Here is a 24019-nt window from a genome sequence, read left to right on the forward strand (position 1 = left end):
CCGCACACCTCGTCCAACGCGGCAGCGAACACCGGATACGAAGCAGCCAGCTCACGCCCCATCCCCACCCGCTGCGCACCCTGACCCGAGAACACGAAACCCAGGGCGGTGTCGGAAGCGGTGGAGGTGTCGAGGGTGCGCAGGTCGGCGAGGAGAGCCTCGCGGTCGCCGCCGACGGCCACCGCCCGGTGGTCGAGGGCGGCACGGGCGGTGGCGAGGGTGTACGCCACGTCCTGCGGGTCCAGGCCGGGGTGCCGCTCGACGTGGTCGAGCAGCCGCTCCGCCTGCGCGGTGACGGCCTGGGGCGTACGGCCGGACAGCAGCCACGGCAGGACGGGGACCCGGACGGGCGCCGGCGCGGGCTCGGTGCCGTCGGCGTCCTCGGCGGCAGGGGCGGGCGCCTCCTCGAGGATGACGTGGGCGTTGGTGCCGCCGAAGCCGAAGGAGGAGACACCGGCCCGGCGCGGGCGGTCGCCGCGCGTCCACGGACGTTCCTCGGTGAGCAGTTCGACGGCGCCGGCCGTCCAGTCCACGTGCGGGGACGGCTTCTCGGCGTGCAGCGTTCTGGGCAGCAGGTCGTTGCGCATCGCCTGGATCATCTTGATGACACCGCCGACGCCGGCGGCGGCCTGCGCGTGCCCGATGTTCGACTTCAACGACCCCAGGTACAGCGGCTGTTCACGCTCCTGCCCGTAGGTCGCCAGCAGCGCCTGGGCCTCGATCGGGTCGCCGAGCCGGGTGCCGGTGCCGTGCGCCTCGACCGCGTCCACGTCCGCCGGCGCCAGCCGCGCGTCGGCCAGCGCCTGCCGGATCACCCGCTCCTGCGAAGGACCGTTCGGCGCGGTCAGACCGTTGCTCGCACCGTCCTGGTTCACCGCGCTGCCGCGCAGCACCGCGAGGACCTGGTGCCCGTTGCGCCGCGCGTCCGACAACCGCTCCACCACCAGCAGACCGACACCCTCCGACCAGCCGACGCCGTCCGCGCCCGCGCCGAAGGACTTGCAGCGGCCGTCGGGGGCCAGGCCGCGCAGGCGGGAGAACTCCACGAACGCGACCGGCGTGGACATCACGGTCACGCCGCCGGCCACCGCCAGGTCGCACTCCCCGTTGCGCAGCGCGTTCGCCGCCAGGTGCAGGGCGACCAGGGAGGAGGAGCAGGCGGTGTCGACGGAGACGGCCGGCCCCTCGAAGCCGTACGTGTACGACAGCCGGCCGGCGGCGATGCTGCCCGCGCTGCCACTGAACAGGTAGCCCTCGAAGTCCTCCGGCGGCAGGTGCGGCCGGGAGCCGTAGTCGCTGTACATGAGGCCGGTGAACACACCGGTGCGGGAGCCGCGCAGGGCGGTGGGGTCGATGCCGGCGTCCTCGAAGCCCTCCCAGGCCGTCTCCAGCAGCAGGCGCTGCTGGGGGTCGATGGCCACCGCTTCGCGCGGGGACATGCCGAAGAACTCCGGGTCGAACCGGTCGGCGTCGTGCAGGAAGCCGCCCTCGCGGCCGTACGAGGTGCCGGTGCGGTCGGGGTCCGGGTCGTAGAGGCTCTCCAGGTCCCAGCCGCGGTTCTGCGGGAACGCGGTGACCGCGTCCGTGCCGTCGACGACCAGCCGCCACAGGTCCTCCGGCGAGCCGACCCCGCCCGGGTAGCGGCAGGCCATGCCGACGATCGCGATCGGCTCGTGGCGCCGTTCCTCGATCTCCCGCAGCTGCCGGCGCGCCTCACGGGCGTCGGCGACGGCCTTCTTGAGATAGTCGCGGAGCTTGTCCTCGCCCGCCATGGTCTGTCAACTCCCGGGTGTCGTGGGGTGGTGTGCCTCGGGTTCCTGGGGTCCTCAGGTGCGCGGGTTACGGTGTGGCGCCCCGCGCACCCGAGGGCTCGTCGGCGGCCGGCTCAGTCGAACTCGTCGACGAGGGCGAACAGTTCCTCGTCGGTGGCCGAGTCCAGGTCGTCGTCGCCGCTGTCGGCGGGAGCGGCGACCTGGGCCGCCGTGTCGGCGGCGGCGAGGAGTTCCCGCAGCCGCGCGGTGATCCGGTCGTGGGCGTCGCGGTCCCCGGCGACGGACTCGATGACGGTCCGCAGCCTGGCCAGTTCGGTCAGCACCGGCTCGTCGGGTGTGGTCTCCTCGACCGCCAGCTGCCCGGCCAGGTAGCCGGCCACGGCCCTGGGCGTCGGGTGGTCGAAGACCAGGGTGGTGGGCAGGCGCAGGCCGGTCTCGGCGCCCAGCTGGTTGCGCAGTTCGACGGCGGTCAGCGAGTCGAAGCCGAGTTCCTGCACCGGGCGGTCGGCGTCGATCGCCGCGTGGTCGGAGTGGCCGAGCACGGCGGCCACGCGGGCCCGCACCAGGTCGGTGAGGAGCCGGTCGCGTTCGGCGGCGGACAGCGGCGCGAGCCGGTCGGCGAGCGTGGGACCGCCGTCCGTGGCGGGCCCGGCGGACGCGGCGGGCTTCCTGGCCCGGGCGCGTACGAGTCCGCGCAGCACCGCCGGGATCTCTTCGGCGGCCCGGTCGCGCAGCGCGCGCAGGTCCAGCCGGGTGACGCCGAGGACGCTCTCGCCCGCCGCGGGCGCGGCGTCGAGGAGGGCCATGGCGTCGTCGGTGGCCAGCGGCAGCAGCCCGGAGCGGGCGAGGCGGCGCAGGTCGGTGTCGGCGAGGTGCCCGGTGATGGTGCTGGACTGGTCCCACAGGCCCCAGGCGAGGGACAGCGCGGGCAGGCCGTGGGCGCGGCGGTGGGCGGCGAGGGCGTCCAGGAAGGTGTTGCCGGCGGCGTAGTTGGCCTGGCCGGCGGTGCCGAGGAGGCCCGCGATCGAGGAGTAGAGCACGAAGGCGTCGAGGCCGAGGTGGCGGGTGAGGTCGTGCAGGTGCCAGGCGGCGTCCGCCTTGGGCCGCAGCACGGCGTCCAGCCGCTCCCCGGTCAGGCCTTCGAGGGTGGCGTCGTCGAGGACGCCGGCGGTGTGGATGACGCCGGTCAGCCGCGGGCCGACGCGGTCGATCAGCTCGGCGAGCTGGGCGCGGTCGGCGACGTCGCACGCCTCGATCGCCACTTCGGCGCCGAGTTCGCGCAGCTCGTCGGAGAGTTCGGCGGCGCCCGGCGCCTGCGGACCGCGCCGGCTGACCAGCACCAGCTCGCGCACCCCGTGCTCGGTGACCAGGTGCCGGGCCAGGACGGCGCCCAGGGTGCCGGTGGCGCCGGTGACCAGGACCGCGCCCCGGTCCCAGCGCGGCAGCGGCTCCTCGGAGCGGCGGACCCGGGCCAGCCGGGGCACCAGGCGGTCCGTTCCGCGCAGCGCGCTCTGCGGTTCGCCGCCGGCGGCCACGCGGGCCAGCGCGGAGCCGAGTCCGGCGGGATCGGTGTCGGGGCCGGCGTCCAGCAGCTGGACGCGGCCGGGGTGTTCGGACTGCGCCGAGCGCAGCAGACCCCACAGCGGGGCGTGCGCCAGGTCGGTCACGTCCTCGCCGGGCGCGGTCGCGACGGCGCCGCGGGTCACCGCGAGGAGGCGGGTGGCGGTGAGCCGGTCGTCCGCGAGCCAGGTCTGGATGTCCGTCAGCGCGCTCCGCAGCGCCGCGCGCGCCGCCTCCGGCAGCTCGCCGGCCGTTTCGCCGGTGTACGGCAGGACCAGCACGGCGGGTGCCGGTGTGCCCGCGTCCAGCGCGCCGCGCAGCGCGGCGAGGTCCGGGTACGCGGTGGCGCCGGTCAGGCCCAGGGCGGCGGGGCCCGGCTCGCCGACCACGGCCCATGCGTCGGTGGTCGCTTCCGGCGCGTCGCCGGTCAGCGGTGTCCAGTCGACCCGGAGCAGGCCGTCGGGCTGCGCGGACGCGGCGGACAGGGCCTCGGCGGACAGCGGGCGCAGCGTGAGGTCGTCGACGGTGACGAGCGGGGTGCCCGTCTCGTCGGCGACGGTCAGCGCGGCGACCGGGGAGTCGGTGCCGGTGACAGCGAGCCGCACCCGCAGCGCCGAGGCGCCGGTGGCGTGCACGGTGACGCCGGACCAGGCGAAGGGCAGCAGCGGCTGTCCGCCCTCGCGGGCGACGCCTGGCAGCAGGGTGTGCAGGGCGGCGTCGAGGAGCGCCGGGTGGACGGTGAACCGGGCGGCGTGCCGGTGCTGGTCCGCGTCGAGCGCCACCTCGGCGTACAGGTCGGTGCCCGCCGTCCAGACGCGGCGCAGGTTGCGGAAGGCGGGCCCGTAGGCGTAGCCCTGGGCCGCGAGCCGGTCGTAGGCGCCGGTCAGGTCGGTCTCGGCGGCGCCGGGCGGCGGCCAGGCGGCGAGCGTGGCGGCCGGGGCGGGGGTGTCCTGGGGGTGCAGCGTGCCGTGGGCGTGCAGGGTCCAGTCGTCGTCCGCCGGTCCGTCCTCGGGCCGGGAGTGGATCCGCACCGGCCGGGTGCCGTCGGCGTCGGCTGCGCCCACCGTCACCTGGAGCCGTACCGCGCCGCGTTCGGGCAGTGTCAGCGGGGTGGCGAGGGTGAGGTCGCCGACGGCCGGGGTGCCGGTGCGCTCGCCGGCGGCGAGGGCTATCTCCAGCAGGCCCGTGCCGGGCACCAGGACGCTGCCGGCGACGGCGTGGTCGGTCAGCCAGGCGTGGGTGTGGCGGGAGAGGCGTCCGGTGTAGATGTGCTCGTCGCGGTCGGCGAGGGACACCCCGGCGCCGAGCAGCGGGTGGTCGGCGGCGGCCAGCCCGAACCCGGCGGCGTCGCCGACGGTGGCGGGCGCGTCGAGCCAGTACCGCTGCCGCTGGAAGGCGTAGCCGGGCAGTGCGGTGCGCCGCGCGCCGGGGAACACGGTGTCCCAGCGCGGCCGGACGCCGCGCGCGGCGAGCAGGCCGAGCGCCGTGGTGAAGGTGCGGTGCTCGGGCCGGCCGCGGCGCAGCGCGGCGGTGACGGTGCCCGCCTCGGCGGTGAGCGACTGCTGGACCAGGGCGGTCAGCACGCCGTCCGGGCCGAGTTCCAGCCATTCGGTGACGCCGTGCTCCTCCAGCAACCGTACGCCGTCGTAGAAGCGGACGGCCTCCCGGATGTGCCGCGCCCAGTACTCGGGTGAGGCGAGCTGCTCGGGGGTGGCGAACTCGCCGGTGACGTTGGAGACGACCGGGATGCGCGGGGCGTGGAAGGTGAGTCCGGCCGCGACGGCGCGGAACTCGTCCAGCACCTCGTCCATGTGCGGCGAGTGGAAGGCGTGGCTGACGGGGAGGCGCTTGGTGCGGCTGCCGCGGGCGCGGAACTCCTCCGCGAGGGCGTCGACGGCGTCGGCGTCCCCGGAGATCACCGTGGCGCGGGGCCCGTTGACGGCGGCGACGGACACCCGGCCGGCGTACGGCGCGAGGAGCTCGCGCACCTCCTCCTCGGTTGCCTCGACGGCGGCCATGGCACCGCCTTCGCGGGCCGCCTGCATCAGCCGGCCGCGTTCGGCGACGAGGACCGCGGCGTCCGCGAGGTCCAGCACCCCGGCCAGGTGGGCGGCGGTGACCTCGCCGATGGAGTGGCCGAGCAGGTGGTCGGCGGTGATGCCGTGGTGCTCGGCGAGCCGGTACAGCGCGGTCTCCACGGCGAACAGCGCGGCCTGGGTGAACGCGGTCTGGTCGAGCAGCGCGGAGTCGGCGGAGTCCTCGGGGGCGAACAGCACGGTCTTCAGCGGCCGGACCAGCGTGCGGTCGAGGTGGCCGCAGATCTCGTCGAACGCGGCGGCGAACACGGGTGAGGACGCGTACAGTTCGCGGCCCATGCCGAGGCGCTGGGAGCCCTGTCCGGTGAGCAGCACGGCGGTCTTGCCCGGCCGTCCGGAGGGGACGGTCAGCGCGTTCGGGCCGCTCTCGCCGCGCGCCAGGGCGGCGAGTCCGTCGAGCAGTTCGCCGCGGTCGGCGGCGACGACGACGGCCCGCCGGTCGTGCAGGGCGCGGGTGGTGGCCAGGGAGTGGCCGAGGTCGGCGAGGGGCACCTCGGGGTGCGCGGTGACGTGCTCGTGCAGCCGGGCCGCCTGGGCGCGCAGGGCGTCCGGGAGGTGTGCGGAGAGCAGGTAGGGCGCGGTCCCGGGGGCCTGCGGCTCGCCCGCGGGGGCGGGGGCGTCCGGCTCCTCGATGATGACGTGGGCGTTGGTGCCGCTGATGCCGAAGGAGGAGACACCGGCCCGGCGCGGGCGGTCGCCGCGCGGCCACTGCCGCTCCTCGGTGAGCAGTTCGACGGCGCCCGCCTCCCAGTCGACCATCGGCGTGGGCTCGTCCACGTGCAGGGTGCGCGGCAGCAGGTCGTTGCGCATCGCCTGGATCATCTTGATGACACCGCCGACGCCGGCGGCGGCCTGGGAGTGCCCGATGTTCGACTTCAGCGAGCCGAGGTACAGCGGCTCCTCGCGCTCCTGGCCGTAGGTGGCCAGCAGCGCCTGGGCCTCGATCGGGTCGCCGAGCCGGGTGCCGGTGCCGTGCGCCTCGACGACGTCCACGTCCGCCGGGGCGAGGCCCGCGCTGTGCAGGGCCTGCTGGATGACCCGCTCCTGGGAGGGGCCGTTCGGGGCGGTGAGGCCGTTGCTCGCGCCGTCCTGGTTGACGGCGCTGCCGCGCAGCACCGCAAGCACCTGGTGGCCGTTGCGGCGGGCGTCGGACAGCCGCTCGACGAGGAGCAGGCCGACGCCTTCCGACCAGCCGGTGCCGTCCGCGCCGGCGGCGAAGGACTTGGAGCGGCCGTCGGGGGCCAGGCCGCGCTGGCGGGAGAACTCGATGAAGACGTGCGGTCCGGCCATGACGGTCACACCGCCGGCGAGGGCGAGGTCGCACTCGCCGTTGCGCAGGGCGTTCGCCGCCAGGTGCAGGGCGACCAGGGAGGACGAGCAGGCGGTGTCGACGGTGACGGCGGGACCCTCGAAGCCGTAGGTGTACGACAGCCGGCCGGAGACGACGCTGGACAGGTTGCCGGCGAGCAGGAAGCCCTCGTACTCCTCGGGGCTGGCCGCGAGCCGGGAGACGTAGTCGTCGTACATGGCGCCGGTGAACACGCCGGTGCGGGAGCCGCGCAGGCCGGCGGGGTCGAGGCCGGCGCTCTCGAAGGTCTCCCACGCGGTCTCCAGCAGCAGCCGGTGCTGCGGGTCCATCGCGGTCGCCTCGCGCGGGGAGATGCCGAAGAACTCGCGGTCGAAGAGGTCGGCCTCGTGCAGGAAGCCGCCGTGGCGGACGTACGAGGTGCCGGTGCGCTCGGGGTCCGGGTCGTAGAGGGTCTCCAGGTCCCAGCCGCGGTTCTCCGGGAAGGTGCTGATGGCGTCCCGGCCCTCGGCGACCAGCCGCCACAGGTCCTCCGGCGAGCCGATCCCGCCGGGATAGCGGCAGGCCATGCCGACGATGGCGATCGGTTCGTCGGCCGCGACCCGCCGGGCCGGACGGGCCGGGACGGCGGCGGCGGTGACGCCGGTCAGCCGGGACAGCAGGTATTCGGCGACGGACTGCGGGGACGGGTGGTCGAAGACCACGGTGGCGGGCAGCCGCAGCCCGGTGGCCGTGTTCAGGCGGTTGCGCAGCTCCACCCCGGCGAGCGAGTCGAAGCCGATCTCCTTGAAGGCCCGCTGCGGGTCCAGGCGTCGCGGGTCGGAGTGGCCGAGGACGCCGGCGACGGTGCCGCGCACCAGGTCGAGGACGGTCTCGCGGCGCTCGTCCTCGGGCAGCGCCGCGGTGCGTGTCGACCAGTCGGAGCCGCCGCCCGCCGAGGCCGCGGCGGCGGTGCGCCGGGGCCGGGTGCGGACCAGGGCCCGCAGCAGGGCGGCGGGTTCGGTGCCGGCGGCGCGCAGGGCGGCCAGGTCGAAGGCGGCGGGCACGCGCAGGGCCCGGTCGCCCGCGAGCGCCGCGTCGAACAGGGCGAGGCCCTGCTCCGGGGTGAGCGGCCGGATGCCGGCCCGGCTCCAGCGGGCCAGGTCGGCCTCGCCGAGGGTGCCGCCCATGCCGTGCGTGGCGTCCCACAGTCCCCAGGCGAGCGACAGCGCGGCCAGGCCGTGGGCGCGGCGGTGGGCGGCGAGGGCGTCCAGGAAGGCGTTGGCGGCGGCGTAGTTGGCCTGGCCGGCGGTACCGAGCAGACCTGAGACGGAGGAGAACACCACGAACGCGGCGAGGTCCAGGTCGCGGGTGAGGTCGTGCAGGTGCCAGGCGGCGTCGGCCTTGGGCCGCAGGACCCGCTCCAGCTGTTCGTCCGTCAGGCTCTCCACGGTGGCGTCGTCGAGGACGCCGGCGGTGTGGACGACGCCGGTCAGCCGCGGGCCGACGCGGTCGATCAGCTCGGCGAGCTGGGCGCGGTCGGCGACGTCGCACGCCTCGACCGCCACCTCGGCGCCCAGTGCGCGCAGCTCGTCGGACAGTTCGGCGGCGCCCGGCGCCTGCGGACCGCGCCGGCTGACCAGCACCAGCTCGCGCACCCCGTGCTCGGTCACCAGGTGCCGGGCGAAGAGGGCGCCGAGTCCGCCGGTGCCACCGGTGATCAGCACCGCGCCGTCGGCGAGCCGGTCGGGCAGCTGTCCGCCGGCCGCCGCCCGGACGAGCCGCGGGGCGAGGAACGAGCCGTCGCGCACCGCCAGTTGCGGCTCTCCGGCCGCGAGGGCGGCACGCAGCAGCGGGGCGTCGTGGCCCGGCCCAAAGGCGCGTACGCCGTCGGTGCCCGCGTCGGTGTCGGTGTCGGCGTCGACGAGCACGATGCGGTCCGGGTGCTCCGACTGGATCGTGCGGGCGAGGCCCCACACGGGGGCGGCGGCCAGGGACCGGATGTCCTCGCCGGGTGCCGCGGCGACCGCGCCGCGGGTGACGACGACGAGCCGGGTGTTCTCGTGCCGGGGGTCGGCGAGGAAGCGCTGGACGAGGCCGAGGAAGGCGCTCGCCGTGCGGCGCGCGGCAGCGGCGCGGTCCGCGCCGGGCTCGGTCGCGAGCAGCTCGGCGCGCACCACCAGGGCGTCGGCCTCGGGGAGTTCGCCGTCCGCCGCCTCCGCGAGGGTGAGGTCCGGTGCGTCGGGCACGGTGACCGGCTGCCACTCGATGTCGTGAAGCGCGTCGGTCCGGCGGGTGACGGCGGCGGCGAGCTGGTCGCGGGCGATGGGCCGCAGGGTCAGCCGCTCCAGGGAGAGCACGGGCGCGCCGGCCGGGTCGGCGGCGGTGAGGGCGTAGCCGTCGGCGCCGGCGGGGGTGATGCGCACGCGCAGAGTGGTGGCGCCGCCCGCGTGCAGAGTGAGGCCGGACCAGGCGAAGGGCAGCCGGATGGAGTCGGCGCCGCTCTCCGTGCCGGCGGCGTGCAGGACCAGCGGGTGCAGCAGCGCGTCGAACAGCGCCGGGTGCAGGGCGTACCGGTCGGCGCCGGCGTGCTGGTCGGCGGGCAGCGCGACCTCGGCGTACAGCTCGTCGCCGGACCGCCACAGGGCGGTCAGCCCCTGGAAGACGGGTCCGTAGCCGTAGCCGAGGCCGGCCAGCCGGTCGTAGACGCCGTCCAGCGGTTCGGCGGTGGCGTGCGCGGGCGGCCACTCGGCCGGTACTTCGGCGGGGGCGGCGCCGGCCGGGCCGGCGCCGAGGGCGCCGGAGGCGTGCCGGGTCCAGGTCTCCGGTTCGCCGGACCCGGCGTCGGGGCGGGCGTACACGCCGAAGGTGCGGCCGCCGGAGGGGTCCGGGGCTCCGACGGCGACCTGGACGCGCACCGGGGTGTGCTCGGGCAGCACCAGCGGGGCCTCCAGGGTCAGCTCGTCGACCCGGTCGGCGCCGAGGCGCCCGCCCGCCGCAAGGGCGAGTTCGAGGAAGGCGGTGGCGGGCACCAGGACGGTGCCGCCGATGGCGTGGTCGGCGAGCCAGGGGTGGGTGTCCGTGGACAGCCGGCCGGTCAGGAGCAGGTCGTCCTGGCCCGCGACGTCCACCGCGGTGTGCAGCAGCGGGTGGTCGGCGGGGTCCAGGCCGAGGCCGCGGGCGTCGGTGGGGCCGTCGGGGGCGAGCCAGTAGTGGCTGCGCAGGAAGGCGTAGGTGGGCAGGTCGACGCGGCGGCCGCCGGGGTGGAAGGTGGTGGCGTCCAGGGGCGCGCCGTGCGCCCAGGCGAGGGCGAGCCCGCCGGTGAACGCGTCCGCTTCGGGCCGTCCGGTCCGCATCAGCGGGACGGCGGTCACGGTGTCGCCGAGCGCGGCGCGGGTGAGGGAGGTCAGGACCGGGTCGGGACCGGCCTCGGCGAAGACGCTCACACCGTGCCGGGCGAGGGTGCGCACCGCGTCGAGGAAGCGGACGGGGCGGCGGATCTGGTCGGCCCAGTAGTCCGGTGAGGTGAGCTGCTCCGCGGTGGCCACGTCGCCGGTGACCGTGGAGACGACCGGGATGCGCGGCGGGCGGAAGGCGAGGCCGGCGGCGACCTCGCGGAACTCGTCGAGGACGTCGTCCATGTGCGGCGAGTGGAAGGCGTGGCTCACGTGGAGCCTGCGGGTCCGCCGTCCGCGGGCCTCCCAGCGCGCGGCGAGTTCCACGGCGGCGTCCTCGTCGCCGGAGACCACCACGGAGGTGGGTCCGTTGACGGCGGCGAGGGCGAGCCGACCGGTCAGTTCCGCCAGCTCCGGGGCGAGTTCCGCCTCTCCGGCCTCGATGGCGACCATGGCGCCGCCGGGCCGCGCGGACTGCATCAGCCGGCCGCGCGCGGCGACCAGCTTCGCGGCGTCCTCCAGGGTGAGCACCCCGGCCACGTGCGCGGCGGTGACCTCGCCGATCGAATGCCCGGCCAGCAGGTCGGGCACCGTCCCGTGGTGCTCGGCGAGCCGGAACAGGGCGGTCTCCACGGCGAACAGGGCGGGCTGCGTGTAGGCGGTGCGGTGCAGCAGTTCCGCCTCGGGGCTGCCGTCGGCGGCGAACATCACCTCGCGCAGCGGGCGGTCGAGGTGCGGGTCGATCGCGGTGAACACCGCGTCCAGGGCGGCGGCGAACACCGGTGAGGACGCGTGCAGTTCGCGTCCCATGCCGAGGCGCTGGGCGCCCTGGCCGGTGAAGAGGAACGCGGTGCGGCCCGCTCCGGCGGCGCTGCCGGTGACCACGTCCGGCGCGCTGCCGCCGTCGGCCAGGGTGGCGAGGGCGGCGGTCAGCGCGTCCGGGGTCGCGCCGGTCAGGACGGCGCGCTCCGGCAGGGCGGTCCGGGTGGCGGCGAGGGACCAGCCGATGTCGGCGGGGTCGGCGCCGGTGATGGACTCGCGCAGGCGGGCCGCCTGGGCGCGCAGTGCCTCGGGGCTGTGCGCGGAGAGGAGCCACGGGCCGGCGGGAGCCTCGCCCGCGTCGGCGGCGGGGGGCTCGGTGGTGGCCGGTGCCGGGGGCTCGGGGTCCGCTTCCTCGATGATGACGTGGGCGTTGGTGCCGCTGATGCCGAACGACGAGACGGCGGCCCGGCGCGGGCGGTCGCCGCGCGTCCACGGACGTTCCTCGGTGAGCAGTTCGACGGCGCCGGCCGTCCAGTCGACGTGCGGCGAGGGCTCGTCGACGTGCAGAGTGCGCGGCAGCAGGTCGTTGCGCATCGCCTGGATCATCTTGATGACACCGCCGACGCCGGCGGCGGCCTGCGCGTGCCCGATGTTCGACTTCAACGACCCCAGGTACAGCGGGTCTTCACGGTTCTGGCCATAGGTGGCGAGGAGCGCCTGGGCCTCGATCGGGTCGCCGAGCCGGGTGCCGGTGCCGTGCGCCTCGACCGCGTCCACGTCGGCCGGCGCCAGCCGCGCGTCGGTCAGCGCCTGCCGGATCACCCGCTCCTGCGAAGGACCGTTCGGCGCGGTCAGACCGTTGCTCGCACCGTCCTGGTTCACCGCGCTGCCGCGCAGCACCGCGAGGACCTGGTGCCCGTTGCGCCGCGCGTCCGACAACCGCTCCACCACCAGCAGACCGACACCCTCCGACCAGGAGGTGCCGTCGGCGGCGGCGGCGAAGGACTTGGAGCGGCCGTCGGGGGCCAGGCCGCGCTGGCGGGAGAACTCCACGAACATGCCGGGCGAGGACATCACGGTCGCGCCACCCGCGATCGCGAGGGTGGTCTCTCCCGAGCGCAGTGAGCGCACGGCCAGGTGCAGGGCGACCAGGGAGGAGGAGCAGGCGGTGTCGACGGTGACGGCCGGGCCGACCAGACCGAGCTGGTAGGCGATCCGGCCGGACAGCACGCTCGGCGTGGTGCCGGTCAGCACGTGGCCCTCGACGCTTTCCGGGGCCTCGTGCATGCGCGGCCCGTACTCCAGGGCGGTCGCGCCGACGAACACGCCGGTGCGGGTGCCCTTGAGCGCGGCGGCGTCCAGGCCGGCCCGCTCGACGGCCTCCCACGCGGTCTCCAGCAGCAGGCGCTGCTGCGGGTCCATGGCAAGGGCCTCACGCGGCGAGATGCCGAAGAACTCGTTGTCGAACAGGGCGGCGTCGTGCAGGAAGCCGCCGTCGCGGACGGTGCTGTGGCCGCCGGCGGCCGGGTCGTTGTCGTAGAGGCCGGGGTCCCAGCCGCGGTCGACGGGGAAGCCGGATATGGCGTCGCCGCCCTCGGCGAGCAGCCGCCACAGGTCCTCCGGCGAGCCGACGCCGCCCGGGTAGCGGCAGGCCATGCCGACGATCGCGATGGGCTCGTCCGCTCCGGCGGCCGGGGCGGTGACGTCGTCCGCCTCGGCGGCGCCGGTCTCGGCGAGCCGGGTGTCGAGGTGGGCGATCAGGGCGGCGGGGGTCGGGTGGTCGAAGAGGAGGCCGCCGGGCAGGCGCAGGCCGGTGGCGGCGGACAGCGCGTCGCGCAGCTCGACCGACATCAGCGAGTCCAGGCCGAGGTCCTTGAACGTGGTGTGGAGCTCGACGCGGCGGTCCGGGCCGTACTCCAGGACGGCCGCGACGCTGTCGAGGACGACGGCGGTGGTGTCGGTGCCGGCGGCGGGGCGGCGTGCGGGGCCGGCGGCGGGGGCCGGCTGCTCGGCGGTCTGCGGCAACGCGGCGGCGGCACGCGCGGGGCCGCCGATCCAGTGGCGCTCCCGCTGGAAGGCGTAGGTGGGCAGCGGGACGCGCCGGCCGCCCGCCTGGGCGTGGACGGCGGCCCAGTCCACGTCGGTGCCGCGCGTGAAGGCCTGGGCCAGCGCGGTGAGCAGGGTGCGCGGCTCGGGCCGGCCGGAGCGCAGCGCGGCGATCGGCGCGACGGCGTCGGTGTCCTGGAGGCAGTCGGCGGCCATCGTGGCGCAGACGGCGTCGGGGCCCAGCTCCAGCAGGGTGGTGGCGCCCGCGGACTCCAGCGCCCGCACGGCGTCCAGGAACCGCACGGGGCGGCGTACCTGCTCGACCCAGTAGCCGGGCGAGCTCCACTCGCCGGGGGCGACGGGGCGGCCGGTGACGGTGGAGACGGCGGCGACGCGCGGCTCGTGGAAGGTCAGCTGTTCGGCGAAGCGGCGGAACTCGTCGAGCATGGGCGCCATCAGCGGCGAGTGGAAGGCGTGCGAGACGGTCAGCCGGCGGGTGCGGCGGCCGTCGGCGGCGAGCCGGTCCGCGATCCGGGCGACCTGCTCGGCGGCGCCGGAGATCACCACCGAGCGGGGCCCGTTGACGGCGGCGACCGCGACCTCGTCCTCCAGGCCCGCGAGCAGCGGCAGCACCTCGGCCTCGGCGGCCTGGACCGCGACCATGGCGCCGCCCGCGGGCAGCGCCTGCATGAGCCGGCCGCGCGCGGCGACCAGCTTGGCGGCGTCCTCCAGGGAGAACACCCCGGCGATGTGCGCGGCGGCGATCTCGCCGATGGAGTGCCCGGCGACCAGGTCGGCGCGCACGCCCCAGCCGGCCACCAGCCGGTGCAGGGCCACCTCGACGGCGAACAGCGCGGGCTGGGTGTAGCCGGTGTCGTCCAGGCCCTCGCCGGAGTCGACGACCTCGGCGAGCGGGCGGTCCAGCAGCGGTGCGAAGTGCGCGCACACCTCGTCGAAGGCGGAGGCGAACGCCGGGAAGGCGGCGCGCAGTTCGCGGCCCATGGCGATGCGCTGCGCGCCCTGCCCGGTGAACAGCAGGGCGGTGCGGCCGGGGCCGGCGACACCGGTGACGACGTTCCGGGCGGGCGTGTCGGCGGCCAGCGCGTCCAGCCCGGTCAGCATGCCGTCCCGGTCGTCGGCGAGGACGACGGCGCGGTGGGTGAACACGGTGCGGGTGGCGGCGAGGGAGAAGCCGAGGTCGGCGGCGTCCGCGTCGCGGTCAGCGGCGAACTCGCGCAGCCGGCCGGCCTGCGCGCGCAGCGCGTTCTCGCCGCGGGCGGTGACGACCCAGGGCAGCAGGGCGGCGCCGTCCACCGGGGTTCCGTCCCGCTCCGGGACGCCGTCCTCCTGCCGGGCGCCGGACGCCGCGGGCGTGTCCGGCGCCTCCTCCAGCACGACGTGGGCGTTGGTGCCGCCCATGCCGAAGGAGGAGACGCCCGCGATCAGCGGCTGGTCGGGCGCGGGCCAGCCGGTCAGCTCGCGCTGCACCCGCAGGCCCAGCTCGGCGAGCGGGATGGCCGGGTTCTCGGTGCCGAAGTTCAGGCTCGGGGGCAGCGCGCGGTGCGAGAGCGCGAGCAGGGTCTTCACCAGGCCCGTGATGCCGGCCGCGCCCTCCAGGTGGCCGACGTTGGTCTTGACGGAGCCGACGTGCAGCGGCCGGTCGCCGGTGCGGGCGGCGCCGAGCACCGCGCCGAGCGCGGCGGCCTCGATGGGGTCGCCGACCGGGGTGCCGGTGCCGTGGAGTTCGACGTACTGCACGGTGGCGGGGTCGACGCCGGCCCGCTCGTACGCCTCGCGCAGCACCCGCTCCTGCGAGTCCTGGCCGGGGACGGTGAGGCCGGGTGTGGCGCCGTCGTTGTTCACGGCGCTGCCACGGATCACGCCGAGCACGGTGTCGCCGTCGGCGAGCGCGCGGGACAGCGGCTTGAGGACGACGGCGGCGCCGCCCTCGCCGCGGACGAACCCGTTGGCGCGGGCGTCGAAGGTGTAGGTGGTGCCGTCCGGCGACAGGCCGCCGAAGCGCTCCTCGGTGACGGCGCCCTCGGCGAGGATGTTCAGGTTGACACCGGCGACGATCGCCGCGTCGGACTCGCCGGAGCGCAGCGACTCGCAGGCGAGGTGCACGGCGACCAGGGACGACGACTGGGCGGAGTCGACGGTGAGGCTCGGGCCGTTCAGGCCGAGGTGGTAGGAGACCCGGTTGGCGATGACGCCCCGGTTGACGCCGGCCATGGTGTGCTGGGTGACCGCGGCGGCGCCGTGCTGGTAGAGCAGGGCCGCGTAGTCGTCGCGCAGGGTGCCGACGAACACGGCGGTGCGGCTGCCGCGCAGGGCGGCGGGCACGATGCCGGCGTGCTCCAGTGCCTCCCAGGCGAGTTCCAGCACCAGCCGCTGCTGCGGGTCCATGGTGACGGCCTCACGCGGCGCGATGCCGAAGAACGCGGCGTCGAAGGTGTCGATCCGGTCGAGGAAGCCGCCGCGGCGCATGCCGGGGACGGTGTCCTCGGGGGTGTCCTCGCCGATCGCCGAGCGCCAGCGGTCCGCGGGGACCGGGGTGATGGCGTCCGAGCCGGTGCGCAGCAGCTCCCAGAACGCCTCGGGCCCGTCCGCGCCCGGCAGGCGGCAGGACAGGCCGACGACCGCGATCGCCTCGCCCTCGCCGCCACCCGTCACGGCTGTTTCCACGTTCCGCTGATTCGTCATCGTGCCCGACTGCCTTTCCGGCCGAATTACCGAGACTTCCGATCTGGTGCCGAAACCTGGGGCCGATCGTAGGCCGGGCATTCTCTCCCGCCCCTCAGCAGGCAATCTCGATCGGGTAATTCCGCGATGCGAGATCACTTGATTACCGCCCGATGAGCGGCCCGCAGAACGGCCTCGAATACCTTCCGTACCGGAAATGACTCGAACGCCGACAACGAGAAGGCAGGTCGACAGTTCTCATGTCACAGCTGCACGAGACCGTGGAAAAGCACACCTCGCAATATGTCGACGCGTTCAACCGCGGCGACTTCGAAGCCATGGACTTCTTTTACACGGACGAGGCCGTCGCCGTCTGGGAGCCGGGCCGGCCGCTGACCGGTGACGCGCGCCGGGAGTACCAGCGGGCATTCCTGGCCCGTGGCCCGAAGATCAGCACCAAGACGCGGCAGATCTTCGTGACCGGTGACACCGCGCTGCTGATCGTCGACTGGGAGATCGACACGGTCGACGACGACGGCAAGCCGGAGCACCTGACGGGCACCGGCGTGGACGTGCTGCGCCTCGGCGAGGACGGCATCTGGCGGTACGCCGTCGACGACCCGTACGGCCAGGAGTAGTCCGGCCCGGACGGTCCCCCCGCCTCTCGCCGTCCTCCCGTTCCCCCCCGCTTCCCGCCCCCGCATCCCATCCGTCGGGCCGTCGTCAGACGCGCACCAAACATCCTTGTGGAAGACATGAGACACCTAAACGACACCACCGCCAAGGCCACGACGTCGCGGCGCCCCTCGCGCCGGACCCTGCTCAAGGCGATCGGCGGCTCGGCTGCTCTGGCGGCGGCCCCCGTGCTCGCCGCCGCCCCGGCGCGGGCGGCCGAGGAGGGGCCGTACGACGTCATCGTGATCGGAGCGGGATTCGCGGGGATCACCGCCACCCGTGAACTGCGGGCTCGCGGCAAGCGGGTGCTGCTCCTGGAGGCGCGCGGCCGCATCGGCGGCCGCACCTACGTCGACACCTTCGGAGGTCACCAGGTGGAGATGGGCGGCACCTGGGTGGAGACCACCCAGCCGCACATCGCCGCCGAACTGAAGCGGTACAACATCGCCCTGGCGGAGGAGCACCCGGTGGACCGGGTCCTCCTGCCGACGCCCTCCGGTCCGAAGGAGTTCACCCCGGAGGACGCCTTCAACCGCACGGGCGCGGTGCTGGAGCGGCTCTTCGACGGGTCGCGCCAGTACTTCGAGCGGCCCTTCGAGCCGCTGTACCGGTCGGACCTCCTGGCGAGCCTGGACCGGCTGTCGCTGCGCGACCGGCTCAACCAGCTCGGCCTCACCGCCGAGGAGGAGCTGCTGGTCAACGGGCAGACGGCGATCTACTCGGGCGGGTCCAGCACGCAGGGCGCGCTCACCATGCTGTCGCACTGGTGGTCGCTGGCGGGCTGGAGCAACCAGGGCTGGGCCGACACCCAGCGCTGGCGCATGGCGAACGGCACGTCCGGGCTGCTCAACGCCATGCTGGCCGAGGCCAAGCCGGTGCTGCGGCTGAACTCCCCGGTCGCGTCGGTCACCGACACCGGTTCGCTGGTGTACGTGACGCTGAAGTCGGGGGTGCGCTACAGCGCGACCAACGTGGTCGTGGCCGTACCGGTCAACGTCTGGCCCACCATCAAGTTCTCCCCGTCGCTGCCGGCGGCGCACACCACGGCCGGCTCCCAGGGCATCGCGGTGCCGAACGCGTACAAGATGTTCATCCACGCGAAGGCCGGCGCCGGGAAGTTCTCCGCACAGGGCGCCGAGGGCGGTTCGCCGATCCCCATGCTCATGCCCTTCAAGGAGACGAGCCAGGGCCTGCTGTACGTGGCCTTCAGCACCGACCCGACCCTCAACCCCGCCGACAAGGCCCAGGTCACCAGTGCTGTCCGGCAGCTGGGCGCCGAGCTGGACATCATCGAGGTGCGGGCGCACGACTGGGGCCGTGACCCCTACGCGCGCGGCGGCTGGGCCTTCCGCAAGCCGGGCCAGCTCACCTCGCTGTACCCGTCCATCCACAACACCAGCGGCCGTGTCGCCTTCGCGAGCGGTGACGTGGCGAACGGCTGGTCGGGCTTCCTGGACGGGGCGGTCGAGTCGGGTCTGCGCGCCGCCCGGCAGACCCTCGGCCTGGAGTGACCGAGCGTTTCGAGTCCCACGACCCTGCACGTCCCAGTCATCCTTCACAGAGAGGCGGGCCGGTTCACCATGGCCTACGACTTCAGCACCGACTTCGACCCGAACAACCCTGACCTCACCGACGACCCGGACACCCAGAACGAGGTCTTCCTCCAGGCGTTCAACACCGGCGACGGGGCGATATTCGACAGCCTCTACCGCGAGGACGCCATCTCCAACTTCTCCGGCGAACCCCTCACCGGGGCGGCGCGGCTGGCGTGGTTCAAGGAGTTCCTGGCCGCGAAGCCCTCGCTGAAGGCGGAGCTGACGCACTCGTACGTGGCCGGCGACGTGGCCCTGGTCGGCGTCCGGTACAGCATCGACACCGTGGGCAAGGACGGCGAGCCGGTCCACCTGGAGGGCGTCTGCACCGATGTGCTGCGCCGTGTCGAGGACGGCCGCTGGATGATGGCCATCGACCGGCCGGTGGCCTCGACGGGCCTGGTGGCCGCCGAGTAACCACGCCGTACGCGGCATGCGAACGCCCCCCGGGCCGGCCCGGGGGGCGTTCGTGTGTCCGGCGGCGGCCGGTCAGCGCGTCTCGCCGTACCAGCGCCAGTCCGTCCGCCGGGGCAGTCCGGGCAGCGCGATCCGGCCCGCGCACCACAGGAGGGTGTCGGCGGGCCGGTGGCCGCTCGGCGCCCCGGGGAACAGGCGGTCGACAACGGGTGCGCACAGTTCGTCGTCCGGGGCGGTGGCCTCGATGCCGAAGCCCTGGGCGATGTCCCGGCTGTGCACGAGGAGTTCCAGGACGCCGGCGGCGGCGAACGCGCTGGCGTCGCCCGGACCCCAGGGGTGCCACGCCTGGGCCGCGGGGTCCGTGGTGCGCACGGTCTGGGCGAGCAGGGTGGCGCCGATCCGGACGCTCTCCGCGATCTCGTCGGCGGGTGCCGAGGGGTCCATGGCGACCCGCAGCGCCACATAGCGGTCGGTCGGCCGGGCGATGAGCAGCGCCGCGTAGCCGTACACCGCCTGGGAGAGGTGGTCGACGGTCTGCGTACAGCTCCAGGTCAGTTCACCGGCGGGCCGGGACCAGTCCCCGGCGCATTTCTCGATAAGTGCCGCGCTGTCCTCGGCGGCGGCGGAAACAAGGGCGTCCCAAGGCTCATTCATGCGCTCATAGTGCCAGACGGATCCGGGCCGCCGAAAAGCCCGCCCACCGCCCGTCAATCCGGCGGCAATCGATCGGTAATCGACGGGTAATCGGCTGTCCTCGCCGCGGTCCCGGCAGGCTCCCGTCGGGTTCCGCACGCATTACCGGGATGAGATCACGGGTTTTCCGTTCCGCGAATCATCCGGCATAGCGTGAACGCACAGCGTGACCCGCGCCGTTTTGAATCCCGTGCGACGAGGAGAAGTCCGATGGCCACCGAAGAAGAACTCGCCTCCGTGCTCGACGGCGTGCGTGCCGCCGTGCCGACGCTGCGCCGCAACGGGCAGGAGAGCGAGCAGCGGCGCTGGATCGTCGAGGAGAACATTCAGCTCCTGGAGAAGGCCGGGGTCTTCCGCTCCGCGGTGCCCAGGACGTACGGCGGTCTCGACCTGGACGCCGCGCAGCAGGCGCGGATCATCTCCGAGGTCGCCCGCGGCTGCCCGTCGACCGGCTGGCTGACGATGGTGTGGCTGACCAGCGCCTGGGCGGTCAGCCTCTACCCCGACCGGGCGCAGGAGGAGGTCTTCGCCTCCGGTTCGACGCGGGTGTCGATCGTGTTCGCGCCGAGCGGCACGCTCAAGCCGGTCGACGGCGGGTACCGGCTGGACGGCACCTGGCGGTACAACTCCGGTGTCCGCGGGGCCGACTGGGACCTGCTGGCCGCGCTGGTGGAGCAGCCGGACGGGACTCACCAGGAGCTGGTCGCGCTGGTGCCGACGGCCGAGCTGACCCTGGAGGACGACTGGCACGTCACGTCCGGCGCGGGCACCGGCAGCGGCACGGTGAAGGCCGCCGACCTGTTCGTGCCGGCGCACCGCACCGTGCCGCTGGAGGAGGCCATGGTCAGCGCGACCGGTGACCGCTCCAACACCGGTGCGACCGGCCGCAACTACGGGCTGCTCGGCTACATCCTGTCCAGCGTGGCCGCGACCCTCGTCGGCATCGCCGAGGGCGCGTACGAGCTGTTCCTGGAGCGGGTGCCGGGCCGCGGCATCACCTACACGGACTGGACGGACCAGCGCGAACACCCGCCCACCCAGCAGCAGCTGGCGATCGCCGCCAACAAGATCGAGGCGGCGCGTGCCCTGTCGGAGCGCTGGCTGGAGGTGCTCCAGCGGGCGGCCGACGCGGGCGAGCAGCCGACCGACGCGGAGAAGGCCGTCATCCGCGGCCAGACGGCCTACGCGGGCCAGCTGGCCAAGGAGGCGGTCGAGACGCTGTACGCGGCCAGCGGCGGTTCGGTGATCCGCTCCGACGTGGACCTCCAGCGCTTCCACCGCGACATCCAGGGCTTCTCGCTGCACGCCCTGGTGCAGCTGGGCGCCAACCTGGAGGTGCAGGGCCGGGTGCTGATGGGTCTGGAACCCGGCACGTACTTCCTGTGAGGCCCGCTCGCACCCCACCGACCTCTGTGTGAGGGGGCCGGTGCGGCGGCCCCCGGCCGGCGGCGGCCCGCGCGACCGACGAGGTCGTGCGGGCCGCCGCCGCCGTCTCCGCACGGAGGCGCAGGTGCGGGTAGATGCACAGGGCCGGCGGACGACACACACGAAGGGCCCGGAGCGGCGGGGGAACCGGTCCGGGCCCTTCGGTATTCGGGTGGCTCGTCTACTTCACTACTTCTCCGGGGTGCGGAACAGCTCGATCATGCTGGCGTAGCTGTTCTTGCCGAAGCCCGCGGCGATGGTGCGCTGCATCAGCCCGTCGACGAACCGCGGCAGTTCGGCGTTGACGCCCTGCGACTCGCTCTCGTGCAGCAGGTGCTTCAGCGCACCGGCGTGCACCTCCATGGTCGCGTCCCGGGCGGGGTAGGCGCCGTCACCGGCGTCGATCTGCCCGGCGTAGTCCGTGGCGAACATCTTGACGGCGTCCACCCACTTGGTCGCCCAGGGCAGGAACTCCGACGCCTTGACGTCCGCCGTGGCGAGCAGCGCGGCACCGTGCAGGAAGCTGTTGAGCGTCCCCCACATCGTGCCGAGCAGCGCCACGTCGTACAGCGGCGCCAGGGCGTGGTTCTCACCGAGGTAGGTGGTGCCGCCGCCGAGCAGGGCCAGCGCTTCTGCGTTGCGGTCGTAGGCCTCCTTGGGGCCGGCGTAGAAGAACACCGACTCCGGGGCCCCGACGCCGGCCGGTACGGTCATGATGGCGCCGTCGAGGTAGCCGAAACCCCGCTCCGCGGACCACGCGGCGTTGGCCCGCGCCTGGTCCGAGGAGCCGGAGGTCAGGTTGGCCACCACGCGGCCGCGCAGCTTCTCGGCCACCGGGTCCAGTACGGCGTGCAGCGCGTCGTCGTCGGACACACAGACCACGATCAGCTCGGCGGCCGTGACCGCCTCGTCCGGGCTGCCGGCGAGCACGGCTCCCCCGGCGACCAGGTCCGCCGCCTTGTCGGCGGACCTGTTCCAGACGGTGGTCGGGTGACCACCCTTCAGGAAGGCGGAGGCCAGCGCCTGGCCCATCAGCCCGAGGCCGATGACGGTCACCGGTGAACGGTCATTGCCGGTCATGTACAACTCCAATTCCCACTCCGTGGTGCTTTTACAGACGTGCCATGAAAGCAGGGGCGGGGAACGAACAGTTCACGGTCACGGCATTCGCCGATCTCATCGCGGTCATGAACGGGTCATCGGATCGCCTTGCCGCCTTTTCCCGGCCTCCGGGAGGCCGCGGGTCAGCGCGCGGACAATTCGGGGCGGCCGAATCGGCCGTCGACGAACAGCAGTCCACGGCCCTCGGTGAACTGGCCCGCTCCGATCACGGTGCCGATGAAGATGGTGTGGTCACCGAACTCGTGCGCGGCGGTGAGTTCGCATTCCAGCCAGGCCAGCGAGCCGCCCAGCAGCGGGGCGCCCGTCCGCTCGCCCGGCGTCCACGGGACGCCGTCGAACTGGGCGGCGCCCAGGGTGCGGTTCTTGTCGGCGAAGTGCCGGGCCAGCGGTTCCTGTCCGACGTCGAGTATGTTGACGGCGAACCGGCCCGCCGAGGTCAGGGCCCCGTGCATCACCGCACTGTGCCCCACACTGCACAGCACCGACGGCGGTTCCAGGGACACCGAACTGAAGGCGTTGGCGGTCATCGCGTGCAGGTGCTCGCCGCCCACGGTGATCACGGTGACTCCGGTGGCGAACCGCGACATCACGGATCGCAGCACCGCGGGGGTCACCGCGTCGTGGGCTGGCGGGCTGGGGACCGCGGTGACTGCGTCGAGGTCAGCGGGCGCGGAATTCATTCCGTATTCTCCGATCCTTTTCGCGGGGCACGCTCAGGCCCTGCCGTTGGCGAACCAGGGCCCGCGTTCGTCAACGTACCGCCACGTTTTCGAAGGCTCCTCATCGGCCGGTAATCGCCTGCTCCCGCCCGCCTGTGCGGTGCTTATGAGCTGGCAATGACCGGCCGTTGACCCGAATGGCGCAATCTGTGCTCATGGACACCAACAACTCCGCGGCCGAAGGGCCGGAACTCGCCGAACCGTATCTCCGCGAAGTCCTGGGCATGGCCGGTCTGGCCGTCGAGTACGTGCGCTCCAAAGGGAACACGCTGTACCAGCGCGGTGCGGACGGTGGCGAGATCGCGATCACCGATTTCGCCGGCGGCTACGGGTCGGTGCTGCTCGGCCACAACCATCCGGAGATCGTCCGCTGCGCCCGGGAGCTGCTGGAGGCCGGGACCCCCGTGCACGCCCAGTTCTCCCGCCACCCCTACGCCAACCGCCTCGCGTCCGAGCTGAACCGCATCGTCCACCGCGAACTCGGCACCGACGAGCCCTACTTCGCCATCTTCGCCAACACCGGCGCCGAGGCCGTCGAAGCGGCCGTCAAGCACGCCGAGATGGACCGGGGCATGCGCATCGCCGCGCTCGGCGAGGAGCTGGAGCGGTCCGCGCGCTCGGCGCGGGACGCCGTCGCCGGCGACGGCGCCGTCGTCGCCGACCGGGTGCTGCGACGGTTCGGCGTCGGCGCCGCGGAGGGACCGGCCGCGGCGCTCGCCGAGCTGGAGCGCCGGCTCGCGGAGCACAACACCGCTCAGCTGGAGCGCCCGCCGCTGTTCCTCGCCCTGGAGGGCGGCTTCCACGGCAAGCTCGGCACGAGTGTGCAGCTGACCCACAACGAGGCGTACCGCACCCCGTTCCGGTCACTGGCCGCGCAGGCGCGCTTCGTGCCGTGGGACCGGCCCGAGGCGCTGAAGGAGATCCACGAACGCGACCGCGGTGTCGTCTTCGAACTCACCGTCGCCGGCAAGCAGGTGGACGTCGTGGAGCGGGAGTTCCCGGTGTTCTGCGCCTTCCTGCTGGAGCCCGTCCAGGGCGAGGGCGGCATCCACGTGCTGACCGCGGAGTTCGCCGAGGCGATCCAGCGCTTCTGCGAGGAGATCGACTGCCCGGTCGTCGTCGACGAGATCCAGAGCGGCATGGGCCGCACCGGCACCCTGCTGGCCTCGTCGCAGGTGGGCCTGCGCGGCGACTACTACACGCTGGCCAAGACGCTCGGCGGCGGCATCGCCAAGACCTCGGTGATGCTGGTGCGCGAGGCCCGCTACCGGCGGGAGTTCGAGATCGTGCACAGCTCGACCTTCGCCAAGGACAGCTTCTCCTGCACGATCGCGCTGAAGGTCCTGGAGCTGCTGGAGGCCGACGGCGGGGCCGCCTACCGCCGGGCCGAGGAACGCGGCGCGGCCCTGCGGGCCATGCTGGAGTCGGTCCGCGACGACTTCCCCGAGCAGGTCAAGGAGGTCCGCGGCAAGGGGCTGATGCTGGGCCTGGAGTTCCAGGACCAGTCGGACGCGGCGTCGGAGGCGGTGCGCGGGCTGGCCGGATCAGGCCTGTTCGGGTACTTCCTGGCCGGTCATCTGCTGCGCGAGCACCGGGTGCGGACCTTCCCGACGGCCAGCGCGGTCAACACCCTGCGGTTCGAGCCGTCGATCGAGCTGGCCGACGAGGAGATCGCCCGGCTGGGGGCCGGCCTGCGGGACATCTGCGAGCTGCTGCGCGACGGTGATGGCGCGCGACTGGCGGGAGCGGCCACCGGCTGACCCGGCGAGAACAAACGT

Annotated in this window: 9 protein-coding genes and 1 pseudogene; 5 read left to right on the forward strand and 5 right to left on the reverse strand. The window is 74.3% G+C overall.

From position 1 onward, the window contains the following. Together ABT232_RS31805 and ABT232_RS31810 are read right to left on the reverse strand one after the other, a co-directional pair. Positions 1–1763 (reverse strand): annotated as a pseudogene (locus ABT232_RS31805) (type I polyketide synthase); the annotation flags it as partial. A 122-nt stretch (positions 1764–1885) separates the two neighbouring features. After that, positions 1886–15619, reverse strand: coding sequence for a type I polyketide synthase (locus ABT232_RS31810; RefSeq protein ID WP_351846397.1), 13734 nt, complete (start codon positions 15617–15619; stop codon positions 1886–1888). Between the two features lie 239 nt (positions 15620–15858). Here ABT232_RS31810 and ABT232_RS31815 point away from each other — a divergent pair, with 239 nt between their 5' ends. From ABT232_RS31815 to ABT232_RS31825, 3 genes are all read left to right on the forward strand, one after another. Next, a complete protein-coding gene (locus ABT232_RS31815; RefSeq protein WP_351846400.1) occupies positions 15859–16236 on the forward strand; it encodes a YybH family protein in 378 nt (125 codons plus the stop codon). A 117-nt stretch (positions 16237–16353) separates the two neighbouring features. Next, positions 16354–17784 (forward strand): flavin monoamine oxidase family protein, encoded by a 1431-nt coding sequence (locus ABT232_RS31820; RefSeq protein WP_351846403.1) that lies wholly within the window; start codon positions 16354–16356, stop codon positions 17782–17784. Between the two features lie 69 nt (positions 17785–17853). After that, positions 17854–18282 carry a YybH family protein gene (locus ABT232_RS31825; protein WP_351846405.1) on the forward strand — a complete coding sequence of 143 codons (429 nt, stop codon included), beginning with the start codon at positions 17854–17856 and terminating at the stop codon, positions 18280–18282. 72 nt (positions 18283–18354) lie between these two features. Here the strand turns inward: ABT232_RS31825 and ABT232_RS31830 are convergent, their stop codons facing one another. Beyond that, positions 18355–18936 carry a maleylpyruvate isomerase N-terminal domain-containing protein gene (locus ABT232_RS31830; protein WP_351846408.1) on the reverse strand — a complete coding sequence of 194 codons (582 nt, stop codon included), beginning with the start codon at positions 18934–18936 and terminating at the stop codon, positions 18355–18357. Positions 18937–19185: 249 nt separating this feature from the next. On the opposite strand from ABT232_RS31830, the gene ABT232_RS31835 reads away from it, so the two are divergent. Next, positions 19186–20361: an acyl-CoA dehydrogenase family protein gene (locus ABT232_RS31835; RefSeq protein ID WP_351846411.1), complete on the forward strand. Its 1176-nt coding sequence runs from the start codon at positions 19186–19188 to the stop codon at positions 20359–20361. Between the two features lie 228 nt (positions 20362–20589). On the opposite strand, the gene ABT232_RS31840 is transcribed toward ABT232_RS31835, so the two are convergent. Together ABT232_RS31840 and ABT232_RS31845 are read right to left on the reverse strand one after the other, a co-directional pair. Beyond that, positions 20590–21480, reverse strand: coding sequence for an NAD(P)-dependent oxidoreductase (locus ABT232_RS31840; protein WP_351846414.1), 891 nt, complete (start codon positions 21478–21480; stop codon positions 20590–20592). A gap of 164 nt (positions 21481–21644) precedes the next feature. Next, positions 21645–22202 carry a flavin reductase family protein gene (locus ABT232_RS31845; RefSeq protein WP_351846416.1) on the reverse strand — a complete coding sequence of 186 codons (558 nt, stop codon included), beginning with the start codon at positions 22200–22202 and terminating at the stop codon, positions 21645–21647. Positions 22203–22396: 194 nt separating this feature from the next. Here ABT232_RS31845 and ABT232_RS31850 point away from each other — a divergent pair, with 194 nt between their 5' ends. Beyond that, a complete protein-coding gene (locus tag ABT232_RS31850) occupies positions 22397–24001 on the forward strand; it encodes an aspartate aminotransferase family protein (RefSeq protein WP_351846419.1) in 1605 nt (534 codons plus the stop codon). Positions 24002–24019: the final 18 nt, after the last annotated feature.

This window comes from Streptomyces sp. NPDC001532 (genome assembly GCF_040298625.1).
Lineage (GTDB): Bacteria > Actinomycetota > Actinomycetes > Streptomycetales > Streptomycetaceae > Streptomyces.

Coding starts and splice junctions, on each gene's coding strand:
- ABT232_RS31810 (WP_351846397.1), bottom strand. CDS start 15,619: ATGACGAATCAGCGGAACGTGGAAACAGCCGTGACGGGTGGCGGCGAG.
- ABT232_RS31815 (WP_351846400.1), top strand. CDS start 15,859: ATGTCACAGCTGCACGAGACCGTGGAAAAGCACACCTCGCAATATGTC.
- ABT232_RS31820 (WP_351846403.1), top strand. CDS start 16,354: ATGAGACACCTAAACGACACCACCGCCAAGGCCACGACGTCGCGGCGC.
- ABT232_RS31825 (WP_351846405.1), top strand. CDS start 17,854: ATGGCCTACGACTTCAGCACCGACTTCGACCCGAACAACCCTGACCTC.
- ABT232_RS31830 (WP_351846408.1), bottom strand. CDS start 18,936: ATGAATGAGCCTTGGGACGCCCTTGTTTCCGCCGCCGCCGAGGACAGC.
- ABT232_RS31835 (WP_351846411.1), top strand. CDS start 19,186: ATGGCCACCGAAGAAGAACTCGCCTCCGTGCTCGACGGCGTGCGTGCC.
- ABT232_RS31840 (WP_351846414.1), bottom strand. CDS start 21,480: ATGACCGGCAATGACCGTTCACCGGTGACCGTCATCGGCCTCGGGCTG.
- ABT232_RS31845 (WP_351846416.1), bottom strand. CDS start 22,202: ATGAATTCCGCGCCCGCTGACCTCGACGCAGTCACCGCGGTCCCCAGC.
- ABT232_RS31850 (WP_351846419.1), top strand. CDS start 22,397: ATGGACACCAACAACTCCGCGGCCGAAGGGCCGGAACTCGCCGAACCG.